At 39.5% G+C, this 14,962-nt stretch carries 14 protein-coding genes; 4 read left to right on the top strand and 10 right to left on the bottom strand.

Annotated features, from left to right (window positions below):
• Positions 1-188: 188 nt before the first annotated feature.
• The 8 genes from VIK44_RS13840 to VIK44_RS13875 all read right to left on the bottom strand — a co-directional run bounded on the left by VIK44_RS13840 (position 189) and on the right by VIK44_RS13875 (position 9,289).
• A complete protein-coding gene (locus tag VIK44_RS13840) occupies positions 189-986 on the bottom strand; it encodes a formate/nitrite transporter family protein (protein ID WP_331554481.1) in 798 nt (265 codons plus the stop codon).
• 367 nt (positions 987-1,353) lie between these two features.
• Positions 1,354-1,917, bottom strand: a complete 564-nt coding sequence (locus VIK44_RS13845) for a TetR/AcrR family transcriptional regulator (RefSeq protein WP_331554482.1) — start codon at positions 1,915-1,917, stop codon at positions 1,354-1,356.
• Positions 1,918-1,965: 48 nt separating this feature from the next.
• Complete coding sequence (gene recQ, locus VIK44_RS13850; protein WP_331554483.1) at positions 1,966-4,125, bottom strand: DNA helicase RecQ; 2,160 nt, start codon at positions 4,123-4,125, stop codon at positions 1,966-1,968.
• Positions 4,126-4,335: 210 nt separating this feature from the next.
• Positions 4,336-4,746: an ATP-binding protein gene (locus tag VIK44_RS13855; RefSeq protein ID WP_331554484.1), complete on the bottom strand. Its 411-nt coding sequence runs from the start codon at positions 4,744-4,746 to the stop codon at positions 4,336-4,338.
• A gap of 4 nt (positions 4,747-4,750) precedes the next feature.
• Positions 4,751-5,344, bottom strand: coding sequence for a hypothetical protein (locus VIK44_RS13860; RefSeq protein WP_331554485.1), 594 nt, complete (start codon positions 5,342-5,344; stop codon positions 4,751-4,753).
• Positions 5,341-5,895 (bottom strand): GNAT family N-acetyltransferase, encoded by a 555-nt coding sequence (locus VIK44_RS13865; protein ID WP_331554486.1) that lies wholly within the window; start codon positions 5,893-5,895, stop codon positions 5,341-5,343. The genes VIK44_RS13860 and VIK44_RS13865 overlap by 4 nt, the downstream gene beginning before the upstream one ends.
• Positions 5,896-5,899: 4 nt before the next feature.
• Entirely contained in the window at positions 5,900-7,531 is a 1,632-nt protein-coding gene (locus tag VIK44_RS13870; RefSeq protein ID WP_331554487.1) for a PP2C family protein-serine/threonine phosphatase, read from the bottom strand.
• Between the two features lie 15 nt (positions 7,532-7,546).
• A complete protein-coding gene (locus VIK44_RS13875) occupies positions 7,547-9,289 on the bottom strand; it encodes an MATE family efflux transporter (protein ID WP_331554488.1) in 1,743 nt (580 codons plus the stop codon).
• A gap of 338 nt (positions 9,290-9,627) precedes the next feature.
• Here VIK44_RS13875 and VIK44_RS13880 point away from each other — a divergent pair, with 338 nt between their 5' ends.
• Together VIK44_RS13880 and VIK44_RS13885 are read left to right on the top strand one after the other, a co-directional pair.
• Positions 9,628-10,053, top strand: a complete 426-nt coding sequence (locus tag VIK44_RS13880; protein WP_331554489.1) for a hypothetical protein — start codon at positions 9,628-9,630, stop codon at positions 10,051-10,053.
• Between the two features lie 1,002 nt (positions 10,054-11,055).
• Positions 11,056-11,862, top strand: a complete 807-nt coding sequence (locus VIK44_RS13885) for an EcsC family protein (protein ID WP_331554490.1) — start codon at positions 11,056-11,058, stop codon at positions 11,860-11,862.
• A 118-nt stretch (positions 11,863-11,980) separates the two neighbouring features.
• Here the strand turns inward: VIK44_RS13885 and VIK44_RS13890 are convergent, their stop codons facing one another.
• Both VIK44_RS13890 and VIK44_RS13895 read right to left on the bottom strand, forming a co-directional pair.
• Positions 11,981-12,988, bottom strand: coding sequence for a hypothetical protein (locus VIK44_RS13890; RefSeq protein ID WP_331554491.1), 1,008 nt, complete (start codon positions 12,986-12,988; stop codon positions 11,981-11,983).
• Entirely contained in the window at positions 12,951-13,163 is a 213-nt protein-coding gene (locus VIK44_RS13895; protein WP_331554492.1) for a hypothetical protein, read from the bottom strand. Before VIK44_RS13895 ends, VIK44_RS13890 begins: the two co-directional genes overlap by 38 nt.
• 446 nt (positions 13,164-13,609) lie before the next feature.
• On the opposite strand from VIK44_RS13895, the gene VIK44_RS13900 reads away from it, so the two are divergent.
• Positions 13,610-14,254, top strand: coding sequence for a TetR/AcrR family transcriptional regulator (locus tag VIK44_RS13900; RefSeq protein ID WP_331554493.1), 645 nt, complete (start codon positions 13,610-13,612; stop codon positions 14,252-14,254).
• Positions 14,247-14,645 (top strand): FMN-binding protein, encoded by a 399-nt coding sequence (locus tag VIK44_RS13905; protein ID WP_331554494.1) that lies wholly within the window; start codon positions 14,247-14,249, stop codon positions 14,643-14,645. Before VIK44_RS13900 ends, VIK44_RS13905 begins: the two co-directional genes overlap by 8 nt.
• The last annotated feature ends 317 nt before the right edge of the window (positions 14,646-14,962 follow it).

Raw genomic sequence — 14,962 nt, forward strand, 5'->3', positions numbered from 1 at the left:
AGTTGAAAAAAGAGATATCACTCTTAGAATTTAACTGACTCTATTTTACAGGGTCTTTTTTTGTTATACAAAAATTTTATTGTCAAGTCTGGCGGTTATTTTAAACTATTTTTATGAATGACAATTTTGATATCGTCATAGCTGCAGGTGTTTCAACGCTTGCACGCCTTGTTACTACGAAATCCGGGTTAGGAAATTTCGTTGGCAGGCTGTTTTTTTAAGTATGTATAGAAATAGATTCCCGGAACCACAATAGCTCCGCCAATAATATTACCTATTGTTACCGGAATAAGATTATTAAAGACCATTTGACTTATTGTAAAATCCGCTCCTAAAAAGTAACCTATAGGTAGAAAAAACATATTCGCAACACTATGCTCAAATCCTGCCAATACAAATAACATCACAGGAAACCATATTGCAAATATTTTACTAATAATGTCTTTCGCTCCAGTCGCCATCCAAACGGCTAATACCACAAGTATATTGCAAAATATTGCCCGAATAATAACAGGAACTAATGGAATCGCAACCTTTGCCTCTGCTATTCCAATTGCTTTGGCAGTCATCGCTTCTGATCCATATAAGCCGCTTTTATACAGTAAATAAGCCAATAATACACCTCCTATGAGATTGGCAAAATAAACAATCCCCCAGTTTCGAAGCATTGCTCCTACTGTAATTTCTTTATTAAACACCGATATGGTCATAAGACAATTGCCCGTAAATAACTCTGCGCCACAAAACACAACAAGCATCAAACCAATCGGAAAAATACCGGCACCCAGCAATTTTGCAATGACGCTTTCAAACCCGCTACCTGCACCAGCATTTACGATTGTGCTTCCGTAAGCACCTAAACCAATATATGCACCTGCTAAAATGCCTAACAAAAGCATTTTATCCATCGATAGTCCAGCCTTTTTATTACATCCTCCAACCATACTTTCGCTAATTTCTTTAGGCGTTAAGAAATTGTTTGTCATTTTTCTTCCTCCTTCTTTAAACTAGTTACGACTAATGTTAATCAGATATAACTTTACGGTAATCCTATCATTTCTTTTTATAGAAGTAAACCTTAGTTGGAGAGAATTATCAATGAAAATGAAATTACTTTTGACACCCTAACCAACCATATTAGTTCCTCCAAATTTTAATTGTTTTTATTGATACTGCCATCATAGGCTTTTATTCGGAGATTTACGATAGACAAAAAAAGCACCGTGTCTAAAGTTTCAACACGGTGCCCATAGTGTAAATACTTTAGACAGATTGGCCTTATTGTCTAAAGTTATTATAATGTATAAATAAAATTGCGAAAATATTCAGAAAATAAACCGATCAAAAATGGCATCATGACCCTGGTTTTTTGAATTTCTCCAGATCCTTTTCAATATTCCCTTGGATTAGAATGCTCAGCCGGTCGATGATGGTCCCTGGTTCTTCTTTCATCCCCTGTTGAATCCATTCCAGCATGAGTCCTACAAAGCCATATTTATAGAAATCGGCAATAAATGCTTTGTCGTCATCCCTGACGGTCATTCCCGCCGCTTTTTCTTCAATGACCCCCATTATAAGATGGTGGGTTTCATGATAAAGGTAGGTTTCCAGGTGTTGCCGGCTGATAGAGTGGTAGATATTTTGGACAAAATCTTTGTTTTCAAGGATGTATTCGAGTATCTTTAAGAACCCCTCCTGCCAGGTGTTGTAGGTTTTGTTTCCATCCAGAGCCCTGGTGGCTTCGCTGGTGTAGATCCATTCTATGAGATCATAAATATCATGGAAATGATAATAAAATGTCTGTCGATTCACTTCACATTCGGTAACGATATCGATGACGGTGGTTTTAGCTAATGATTTTTCTGAAAGCAGCTTTTTCAATGATGCTGCCAGGGCTCTTTTCGTTGTCTGGGACACAGGCTACCTCCAATTGATTACTTTTTATTATAAAAAGATATGAGCCGGTTATTTTAGATCGTTTTTATGAATGACAATTTTGATATCGTCATAGCTGCAGGTGTCAGGCAGAGCTTCCTTAATGGGTTTCAGGGCGTCTAAACCCACGCTTTCAATAGCGTCCAGGATTTGTGTTTCTTTTGTCTGATCAATAAACCCTGACCAATCCACGGTTTTACCCTCCTGATCACACCGGAACAAATGGCCGAGCACGGTGTTAAGGGACAGCCCTCTTTCCGCTGCGATTTCACCAAGAGATTGTCCCTGAATAAAGGCTCCATAGGTTGTGTCATGGGAACCAACCGTGGATTCCTTGATGGGGGTTTCCTCTGGTTCCGGCTTCTGCCTGATTTCAAAGGGATTAGTGTCAACAAAGTTTTGAATTTCATTGATAAAAAGGTCGCCGTAGTTTTCAAATTTCGCCTGGCCGACCCCGTTGATTTTCAAGAAGTTTTCCTGATCCAAGGGGAAATAAGCGGCCATTTCCTTGAGGCTGGCATCGTGAAAAATCATGAAAGGCGGCAGTTCTTTTTCCTGGGAAAGGCTGTAGCGCAGGGCCTTGAGCTGTAAAAACAGGGCTTCATCACAGTCAATGGGCGGTTTTCCAGATATCTTGCTTTTGCTTTTCACTGCCTTCATTTCCACCAGATGCTTTTTGTGAAAGACTTTTTCCTGGCCTTTGAGAACCCCGGTGGATAAGGCGGTGAGTTTCAGCACCGGGTATTCGTCCGCGGTAACGACAACATAACCTTTGGCCACCAGAGTCATAATGATTTCCCGGAGGCTTTCCAGGGTATGCTCTTTTAAAATGCCGTAGGTTGAAATCCGGTCCAGGTTCAAGTCCAGGATTTTTTTGTTTTTTGAGCCGCGGAGCACCGAAATCACCATGTTCAGGCCAAACCGGCTGTTCATGCGGTAGATGCAGGACAGAATCTTCTGGGCTTCCAGGGTAATATCCACCATTTCCGACTGGTCCAGACAGTTCCCGCAGTTCCCACAGTTTTCATAGTCGGCGGTTTCTCCGAAATACTGGAGGATGCTTTTTCTGAGGCAGTCGTTGGTATGGCAATAGTCCACCAGATATTGCAAATTTTCAAACAACAGCTTTTCCCGCTCCGGGGAAGTCTGATTCATTTGAATCAGCCGTTTCTGCTTCACTATGTCGGCAGGGGAATACAAAATGGTGCAGTGGCTCACTTCCCCGTCTCGTCCGCCACGGCCGGCTTCCTGATAATAGGCCTCCATGTTCTGAGGCATATTGTAATGGACAATAAAGCGGACATCGGGCTTGTTGATGCCCATGCCAAAGGCATTGGTGGCCACCATAATGTTGATCTTGTCATGAATAAAGTCATGCTGGTTGTTCTGCCGGGCCTCGGACCCCATGCCTCCGTGATAGGCGGCGGCTGAAAGTCCCTGGGCATTGAGCTTTTGGGTTAAGCCTTCCACGGTTTTCCGGGTGGCGCAGTAAATGATTCCGGATTGGTCTTCGTAGTTTTTGCGGATGGCATCCCGAACATAGGAAAACTTGTCTCCGGTTTTGACCACCTGGTAGAGCAAGTTGGGGCGGTCAAATCCGATAATGGACTCCACCGGGTTTTTAAGCTGCAGCAGTACCTTGATTTCCTGGATGACTTTCACCGTGGCAGTGGCGGTGTAGGCTGCTACCACCGGCCGTGGGGTAAGGGATCCGATAAAGTTGGGAATGGCCTGGTAACTGGGGCGAAAATCATGGCCCCACTGGCTGATGCAATGGGCCTCATCCACAGCCACCATGGAAATATTGAGCTGCTGCGCCAGTTCGATAAAGGAATAGGCGCTGAGTCGTTCCGGGGCAATATACAGCAGTTTGTATTGATTGGCCCGGATGCCTGCCATGCGGCTTTCATAGGTATTATCATCCAGACTGCTGTTGAGAAAGGTGCTGGATATGCCCATTTCTCCCAGGGCATCCACCTGATCCTTCATCAGCGAAATTAAAGGAGAGATTACCAGGGTGATTCCCTCCATTTGTATAGCAGGCAGCTGATAGCACAGGGATTTTCCACCGCCGGTGGGCATAATTCCCAGAACATCTTCGCCAGTCAGCGTTGCGTTGATGATCTTTTCCTGTCCTTCTTTAAATGTATCATAGCCGAAATAACGGCTTAGGTTTTTTTTCAGTGTCATCTATTCTCCTCAGGACAATCTTAATAATGGATTGTCAGCTACTATTATATGATAAAAGACAGGTGATGACAATGGGTGTCAAAGGTGAGTTAAGTTTATTACCACGTCAAAATGATTGGGAATTGAAAAAGAGACATGCACAGGCATGTCCCTTTTATTTTTTGACAAACCCGTCCCAGTAACAAACCCGTCCTTTTGTCACCCGGCATTTCAGGTCAGGTATTTTTTGATTTTCATAATATTTTGTTTGTCCTCGTAACGGTACTCCACTACGTCCATACTCTTTTTAACCATCAAAACTCCCAGGCCGCCGATTGCCCGATCCTCAGCCGTCAATGTAATGTCTGGCTCTGGATTATCAAGGGGATTGTAGGGTTTTCCCTGGTCAATGAATTGAATTTCCACCAAGGGCGGTTCACCGTAAACATCACATTGGATGATTATATCTCCGGTATCAGGGGTGTAGGCAAAATGCACAATGTTCACATAGATTTCCTCCACAGCAAGATCAATCTGAAATTGCGTTTTCATGGTGGAACCCGCCGCCGCAAGCTCGGCATCGATGAATTCAAGTACTCCTGCCAGGTTATCCGCAGACGCATTAACCGTCAAGCTTTTCATATCATTAATCTCCTTTACTGTTGGTTAATAAATCTACAGAGATGCCCATGACATCAATGGTTTTTATGGACTGAAATCCATGCCGCTCATAAAAAAACCGGTTGTCTTTTATGTTGCTGTTTTCAAGATAAATTGGGCAGTCACTGAATTTTCCGGTGGCGTATTCCATGAGCAAATGACCCGATCCTTTCATAACAGAGCCGATCATAAACAGGTAATGATGCTCTCGGTTATAATGATACCGCTCGGTGATTAATCCTTCATTTTGCAGCTTGATCAGGCTTTTAATCTGGATTATCATCAAAAATTTGAATATCTCCCCAAACATTCCGCTTTTGAGTGCATTGCGGATGCTGAAAAATGGTGTTCCCTTAAAATTCCAAATTGAGACCCCTACAATTTTATCATCAAAAACAGCTGTATGAATTTCGCCGTTGTCATTAAAGTAGTCAAGCATCAGTTTCAGATACCGGCGAAGCTCTCTTTCATTCTGGAAAATTGCTTGATACAGCAGATCATTTTTAAACGCTGTGGTTAAAACATCTGTGGCAGTGGCAAGGCTTTTTTTATCCAGCTTTCTGTCCAGTATTGTTATCATAACAGCCTCAAAAACAGTTCTTTATTTAATTCCAAAAACGAAATGTTCTCTCTGGTCCAACGTTCTCGGCCTCCGAAGGATGATAATATTTTGAATCCCTCCGGGGTTATGGCATATCCGAATACATGGTCAATGGCATAACCATCCTGATGCTTTTCTTTCAGATAATCTCTGACGGCGTCCAATAACATGATCGAAAGCCCTTCATTGCGAAAGGGTTTGTCAATTACCAGATCAAACATCAGGATATGGTTTCCCACCCCTTTTGTCAGTGGCTTCACGTCGACTTCACACAGATTATCATCGAAATACTCCTGTTGGGAGTGGGCCCGTTGGTAAATCGAGGGATCCACATTATAAAAGCAAATAAATCCCATCAGGGTATTGCCCGAATAAGCAGCTATGATGCTGTCCTTGAATTTCAGAAAGCGTTTTAATGCCATGCCTTCATCGGTCAGAATGTCATTTCCGAAAACCGTGAGATCAAGGGCAAGAATGGAATATAGCGCTTCTACCGACAAGTCTTGTCCGTATTTTATCATAATATCCATTCTTTTACTCCTCTAACTTAAATCCAAGCATGGTGATGTCGTCAAACTGGGGTTCTCCATGGGAAAATTTGTCCACATCATCGAGAACACTGGCACACAGGGACTTGATATTCCGATCTTTCTGTGAGCTAATAAGGGTGACCAGTCGGTCATCTCCGTAAAATTCAGCTGCGGTATTGTTGGCCTCGGTGATACCGTCGGTATAGAGATAAATTATATCACCTTTTTCAATGCTTGATTCATTCATTGTATATTTAGCGGTTTCAAGACCGGCACACACAAATCCTTTTTTACCGGTAAGCAGTTCAACCGATCCGTTCTTCTTCCAGATAATTGCGGGATTGTGTCCGGCATCACACCACTGGAACTCGCCGGTTTTCACATTGATAATCGCAATAAACAGGGTAACAAACATGCCCTGTTCGTTGTTTTTACACAAATTGATGTTGGCTACGGTCATGACTTCGTCAACCGGCAGTCGCCTGAGAACAAGGTCTTTTACGGTGGCTTTGGTCATTGCCATAAATAAAGCGGCAGGCACGCCTTTTCCCGAAACATCGCCGATGGTGATACAGAAGGTGTCGTCATCCACAAAGAAGAAGTCGTAAAAGTCACCGCCCACATTTTTTGCCGAACGCATGGAGGCATAAAGTGAAAATTCATCTCTTTCCGGGAATTTGAAATTCCTGGGCAGCATGCCTTCCTGGATGAGCTTTGCAATACGAAGCTCGGTTTCAGCACGCTCTCTCTCAGAGGTGATGCTGGTCAGCTCTTTAATATATCGGGTGATATCCCGTGTCATTTTATTAAAGGCTTCGGCCAGGATTTCGATTTCATCACCGGTTTTCACATCAATATTAAGTGCCACAATCTCACCCAGGTTTTCATCCATGTTGATGTTGACAAAATCGGTGGCGTTATCAACAATGACCTGAAGGGGATTGATGATTGATCTGTTGAGAAAAAGCAGATAAATGGTAATGAACGTACTAAAAATCAGAAGTGAAATAGCGGATACCAGCAATATGTATCCTCTGAGGGTATCGTTTATAGTCTGCATGGACATATCCGCCCCTACCACCAGTAACGGGTTGCCCCCATCATCTCTTATCACATCAAAGGCGGAAATCAGGTAACCGAAATCGCTGCCTCTGGTAATATAGATTTTAGGCTCATCGGGATTTGTAAAAAGTGCATTGGCCGCTTGAATATCTGTTTCAGGATAATAATCGGTGCCTAAAACATCCCCGAGCACAAAATGTCCGGTGTCTCCCGGCTTGGTTCCCTGGGCAAAAACATGGAGTCCCTCTTTGGTAGGGACATAGGCGTACAGATATTTAAGATTGTTTTCTTCCTGGATGATCTGAAACTGCTTGATCAGAAGATCATAGTCCGCATCGGTTTCCAATGTTTCATAATACTGGTTCACTTTTTCCTTAGGCACAAGGGCTGCTGCGGTGTGTACAAGGGATGTGATGTTCTCCTCATACCGATTGAACATGGAATTACGGTAACTGTAATAGGATATCAAAATGATAACAACGCAAAGTACCAGGGCCAAACTCATACTGGCTGTTGTAAATTTTGTTTTAAGACTTATTTTTCGAATACTGCGAAACCTTTTTGGTTCTTTCATAAATACCACCTTGTTCTACAGAATAATGAGAAGATTGTTGAAAACCAGAGTCCGATTATAAGCAAAGGCTTTTGCTTTTTTTCGAACAATGGAAACACCGAGGAAATCCAGATTTTCATCGGGTTTTTCCGATGCTTCAAAAGGATTGTAGCTTGTACTGTCGTCACGCATCCGAATGTAGATATCCTCATCAAACAGAACGATTTTTATATTAATATAGTGGGGTTTGCCGTCGTTGAATCCGAAATTAATGATATTGGCCGCCAATTCTTCAATGGTCAGATTAATGAAATAGGCGTTGCTTGGATTAATGCTCAGCCTTTCACAAAAAGCTTCGACCTCCTCAACACAGGTTTGAAGCTGTGAAATATCCGAGGAAAGGGTTGTTTCATATATAGCATCCTTTTCAATGAAAGGCTCCCTAAACAATAATAGATTGCGATAGTCCCCTTTTTTCTTTAAAATCATTGCAGCAATCAGTAAAAACGCAGTGGTTAGGCTTTCAGCCGCAACAATGGCCATGGCCGTTCCCGAAACCCCGAAAACAGGGATAAACCATAAGGAAAAGAAAATTACCAGCACAAAACCCCGCATGAGAAAAAGAACTTCCGCTAAAATGTTGTGTTTGATAGTCTGGTAAAAGCTTGCCATGACGCAGTTGAAACAGCTGGGAATCACCGCAATGGCAAAGATCCGAATGGTCAGAACCACAAGGGGTAAATCTTCATTCATGCCAAACATGGAGGCAATGGGTTCGGCAAAGAGGAACAGCACCAGTGTACAGAGAGCCCCGAGGACCAGGGAGGTCTTCAAGGATAAACTCATGGTATTATAGATACCTTCGGTATCCTTCTCCCCTGAAAAAGTTGCAACAAGGGGGGTAAGCGCCAGTGAAATACCATCAAACACGGCGTAGGCAAACAGTGATATATTAAAGAGAATATTGTAAATAGCAAGGCCGCTGATGCCTACGACCGTATTTAGAATATTGTTGATCACAATAAGAGTGATCCCGAGATACACATAGGAGGATGCAATACCGAATCCCCCTCGGAAAAGCCGGGTTGCGGCTTTGGGACTCAGGGTCACCGGTTGGAGCTTCAGATGATTGTTTTTTTTCAAAAAATGGAGCAAGTACACCATCACAGCCGAAAGCTGTCCCAGGACCATGGCCAGGGCCGCACCGTATATGCCCATATTCAGTCCAAAGATGAATATGATGTCCAGTACCAGGTTAACCACAACCGATACGCTGATACCCAGTGTTGACAAAGACGGGTCAGCGTCACTACGAATCAGCAGTGACAGCACCGGTGCTAAAATAAATACCGGCGCAGTCAGCATAATAGGTCGCATATAGTCTGCAGCAGCATCAAGACCCGCTCCACCGGTGAGCCGGATAATCTCCGGAAGAAATAGCAACCCAAACACCGCAATGACCATACTTGTCACAACAGAAAATACCACGGTTTGGGTAAAATAACCGCAAGCCCCATCCTTATCCTCGGCACCGATGGATTCCGATACTTTCAGGGAACCGCCCACTCCAAAAGCGAAGCCGAAGAGATTGTAAATCATATACACCGGCATTGAAACGGCCAAAACTGAGAGTCCTGCTTCACCAAAGGCGTTCCCAAGGATGACCGCATCCACAAAGGTTCCCATAAACACCCCTGCAGAGGAAAGGATGCTGTTGATTACAAATACACGAAACGCCTTATTCACAAAATGCTGATTGTTCATACTGTCATCGCCCATTCTCCTTTAAACATGAAAATACTAATGGTTTGAAACATGTGAAAATCCATCTATTAGAAGATATTCTTGCTATAAAATAAAATGCTCACAGCTGATGATAAGATGATTAAGCGAAAACAAAATCGCGTAATCCAAAAATAGTTATTGTCAAGTATATCATATAAATTGCTTTCTTTGTGAGACATTTATTCTCTTGATAACTAAAAAGAAACCAAAGCTACTAAAGAATAGGATTGACCTGCTTTTTTCACTCGGAGTTTCATTCGATATGTGTTACTGAGAAGAATATGGGTATAAATTATAATGTTCATAATTTGTTTAATAGAGGAGATTGAAAAATGAAAAAAGATCAATTTACTGAAAATAGTAAGGAATTTGAGGATAAAAAAACCAGTTTGATTGAAAATACAGTAACGGCCATTGCCAAAGGCGAGATGTTAATTGATGTCAGGGTTGAACTCTCACCCCTGCACTATCATCCCTGGCTAAGTGAATTACCGGATGAATTCCGTCAGGAAAAGGAATATCTTTCAGATGAAGAAGTCATTTTGGACGATGCCGTCTTAGCGTATTCCAGACATGGCACCCTGCGGTTGTCAACTGGATGTTTTTTAGAAAATGCATTGAATGGCAATGTGAAACAAACACAAAAAGACATCGCTCATCATGCAGTGAACCCTAAATTTGATGAGAATCATGTGATGACCGACTTTAAAATTAAATTGGAAGATATTACTGTTGCTAATATGTTGAAGATTTTATAAAAAGAAGATGTGCCAATGGAAAAGAATACCAAAAACCGACCTTTAGTGTGGTGCACAAGAGGTCGGTTTTTGTATTTATTTGAAATATCAAAGTCTTTTTCCGTTCGTAGAGGCGGGTAGTACCCGCCAGCAAACGTTAGGCATTCAAACTAACGTTTACAGGCGATTAATAATCGCCCCTACGATTTTGAAACAAACATTAATCTTACCCCGTAAAATATTACGTAATTTGCATTGAATTAACCCGCTATTGTGACGAATTTACCCTGGATTTTGAAACAGTACTCCAGGAAATCAATAGAAAGCAACAACAAAAAAGACTAAAGCCGGTTCTACATTTTCACCTGTAGAACCGGCCTAGTCTAAAATCTCTTTTGTCATCCGTTTGGACTCCTTTTATTGATTTTATCAAAAATCTTCTTTTTCACTTTTCACCGCAAACCTTGACAACTTTTTTGGAGTTATCTTACTCTTTAGATCAGATTCCTTTTAACTCACTTCAAAACTATTTTCAGGATTGTCTAATCATCATTTTTGATCGAGAACACTTCTCGTTTCCGACTTTTAATCGGATGTGGTTTTTTGAAACCGTGAGAATCTTTCTTGAATCAATTTATGATTTTTAATTACCTTACTTCTAATTTGCTTGTGAGGTTTCGTCCACTCTTAATTTCGGAGCAATCTGTTTTCTCATTCAAATTTTTCCAGATACCTTTAAATTTAAAGTATTAACCTTTAGGCAGGTTTTCACGTCGACCTGGGTTTTTCTTTATTTTTAATCGGCGAGTTGTGGTATTGTTTGCTTTTTAATGACCGAGATCATTGAATTCAGAAAAGGATTGGGTTGATCTTTGACTTGGATACATTGTATCACCTATTTAGCAAAAGTAAATAGACAAAATGTAAACGTTTGTATTTATTTTGTCTATTAATTTAACGTCTTTGTAAAGGGATTCTAAAAGAAAATATGATAGAATGAATCAACGGATCGGAGTTGAACAAATGAAAAGAGATCAAATATTAACTAGACAGCTAAATATTATTATGCGGCGGGAACAAAAGTTCTTGAATCAGAAAGAAAATACGTTTGTAAAATCAAAGGTTACCCCTATTATAAATAAAATTCAAAATAAGATACCCGAAAAATTAGTTTCTACACTCGATAAAACTTTTTACATGGGATTTAACTTTGTATTTGAAAAAGGAAATGCTTATGTTGAGAAAACCTATAACAAGGATAGAATCTATTCGAAATATGATCTGAATAATTACGCCATTGATAAATATATGAGTAAAAAGCATTTAAAAAATATAGATAAACAGTCAAAGCAGTCAAGCTCAATAAATGCATCACTTTCAGCAGTGGAAGGCGGTGTTCTGGGCTTATTAGGTATTGGAATTCCAGACATACCACTTTTTATTTCAGTGATTATAAAGACGATCAATGAAATAGCCTTATCTTACGGATATCAATACGCTACCGATGAAGAAAAAACATATATTTTATATTTAATATGCGGCGCAATGACCAAAGGGGAAACGCAAAAAGTATATGCTGAGAAAACTGATCTTTTGGGTGAAGACATTGACTCAAATACTTATATAAGTATTTGTCTGGAGGAGATTATGGAGGAAACCTCCAGCATATTATCCGCCACTCTTCTAACAGCAAAATTTATACAGGGTCTGCCGGTTGTAGGTGTAATTGGGGTCGCTGTTAATCCTTATATTATTAATAAAATTGGAAAATATACGCGGATCAAATATAAAAAAAGATATCTGCTGGGTAAGGTCAGTGATTGTCAGTAAGCGAATCTCATGGCATAAATAGAAAAGTTATAAAGACAGTAGGGACATTTTCAAGATGTCCCCTACTGTCTCTTTTTTAATTCGACTTTGACAAACTTGAGTCGAATCCCTTTGGTTATCACGTTACATTTATTTCATCGACATGGCAATAATCTTTTTTCATTTTCTTAATATATTTATCAAAACCATAAAATTGAGTTTGACGGTAAGAAAGGATCTTTATTCCCAGTCTGCATTCTGACGGTGAAAAAAAATCAATTAATAGATGTTCGGGACTGCTTTTAATTGTTTCGTTAAGTTTCTTGTATTCTCTGAAATTGACTGATGACGATATTTTTATTTCCTTGCAGATTTCCGACATAACATTCTCACCTTCATAGTGTGCAAACAATGCTATATTAACACTTACCGGTTTAGCCCAATTATCATTTTTCATTTGGTCATGGAATTGCTTTGTAAGATAAAGAACACCGTCTAATTTGGATTCTCTTACTACCAGCATAATTAACTGAGAAATAATATATTCAGAATGAAATGTTCTTCCGGTTTCTTCAATCGTAAATGAAGCGGAAATGGATAATAGCCATAACGACATTAATGTTTGGATCGCTTCATCAAAATCAATATCATACTTGTCTTTTTTTTCTTTAGTCAAATTTCCAAACGCTGTAATATCGTATGCATTGACTGCTGTATTAAACACCTTTATTGTATCATCAAATTGTGCATGTGATACGTTAAAAACATTATCAGGGGGTTTTCCCATTTCTATCCAGCAATCATAGGATGATGTTCCAAAGTAAAGACAGGGCAGCCCTGGTATACTAAAACGTTGAGTAGCAATCGTCCCTCGATTATTAAAACCAATATGAAGCATATTTTCTGGCTTAAAGCCGCATATTTGATCACTTAATCTGGAACGGAATAGATCAACTTCAGAAAAAAGGCATGGATCTTCTTCATCAATATCATTTCTGAAAATATTGAGACCTTTTAATGCCAGGCTGTTCTTCAAATTTGAAACGACTAAAGGGTTGTGCATTAGGGGTTCTAAAATAACATTAAGACCATTTAAAGCGCCTCTTACATTACCGGCCATAATATCTTTGTATGACTTCCAGAACAATATTACCTGTTTTTCTTACTGTATCCTGAATTTCAGAGGGCACATTATTTTCCACAAGAATCGCATAAATCTGATTAAATTTTTCTTTTAAAGCAGGATAATAATCGCAGTCTTTTGAAACCCGTAGTGGTGCAATAAAATAATCTATTCCAAACAGCAATGTCCATTTATACATTCAGATCACCTTTAATCTTCCTAAGCCAATCTTACAATACATAAATAATTATGCACTTGAAAAGATTTCACACTTTATTTACCTGACCTAACCTAACCACACTATTCTAATCTTGAATATTCATATCCTGGAAATTTTCTAATTGGATCCTATTTCTAACTCAAAATACGCTTCTAAATTGTTCTGTATCGTTTTGTTTAGCTTGGTTTTGTTTGCAATCATTGTATAAAAAATATCCCATTATGTCAAGTCAACATATTTAAATATCGATAAGACATAAAAGTCTGGCTTTCATTGCAGTTTCGGGCGATTAATAATTGCTCCTACAAAATATATCAGAGTATGTATTTCTTAAACTGTCTGGGAATTTCTTAAATAACTTGACTATTATTAGAATGCCTACTATAATTAAACCCATGGTTCAATTATTAAAACAGAGGTTTTTAATGGGAAGAAAAAAAGAATTAGCCGATTTTCACAGGGATAGCATTATCGAGGTAGCGGAAACACTTTTTGAAATAAAGGGCATTGAAAAAACCACAATGAATGACATTGCCAGGGTAGCCCAGTACAGCAAGGCTACATTGTATGTGTATTTTGAAAATAAAGAAGAAATTGTCAATTGCATTATACTGAAGAGTATGAAAATGCTTTACGATCGCATCCAGAGGGCCATTAAAAAAGACAATGACTTGTTTGCAAAATATTACGGAATTTGTAATGAATTAACCTGCTATTGTGATGAATATCCCCTGTATTTTGAAACGGTGCTCCAGGAAATCAATGTGGACCTTAAAAATCAAAATACACCACCGGTTTTCAAGGATATTTTTGAAGTTGGTGAGCAGATCAATGAAGAATTGGCTGTTTTTTTTCATGATGGTATTGATCAGGGTATTTTTCGACCTGATCTTCAAATTCCCCAGGTGGTCTTTATTTTCTGGTCCAGCCTTTCCGGGATCATTAATATGGCATATAAAAAACAAAAATATATTGAACAAGCCATGGGGGTCACCAAACAAGACTTCTTAAAATACAGTTTTGACACCCTGCTTCGTTCAATTCTAATGGAGGAAAAAAAGAATGCGTAAAAAAAAATCACTTGTAATTTTTATTTTAATTTCTGTAGTAATCATTGGTATCCTATATTTCGCATGGTATTTATATGATGTCAACAGCTATAAAAAATCGGTTGCGGACATAACAGTTTCTGACATTAATCTCTACAATATCCCTAATGGCGTTTATGATGGTGCCTATGATGTGGGCTATATTTCTGCCAATGTTGAAGTTGTAGTTGATAATGGGACAATTGAAAAAATCAGTCTTCTTGAACACAAAAATGAAAAAGGCGCTCCCGCAGAGGTTATTATCGATAATATGATAAAAGAACAAAAAATTGATGTGAATACCATTTCAGGCGCAACGAATTCAAGCAAAGTTATTAAAAAAGCGGTTGAAAACGCACTGATTCAAGAATAACACCTTAGATCTGTGAGAACTAAAAAGTGCATGCTTCATTATAAATAAATCTTGATTTTTCCAAAAGATCATGGCAAATCAATAGAAAGCCACAACAAAAAAGACTAAAGCCGATTCTACATTTTCATCTGCAGAACCGGCCTAGTCTAAAATCTCTTTCGTCATCCGTTTGGACTCCTTTTATTGATTTTATCAAAAATCTTCTTTTTCACTTTTCACCGCAAACCGTGCCAACTTTTTTGGAGTTATCTTACTCTTAAGATCAGATTCCTTTTAACTCACTTAAAAATTATTTTCAGGATCATCTAAACATCATC

The sequence above is a fragment of the Acetobacterium sp. genome, assembly GCF_036508315.1.
Taxonomy (GTDB): Bacteria; Bacillota; Clostridia; order Eubacteriales; family Eubacteriaceae; genus Acetobacterium.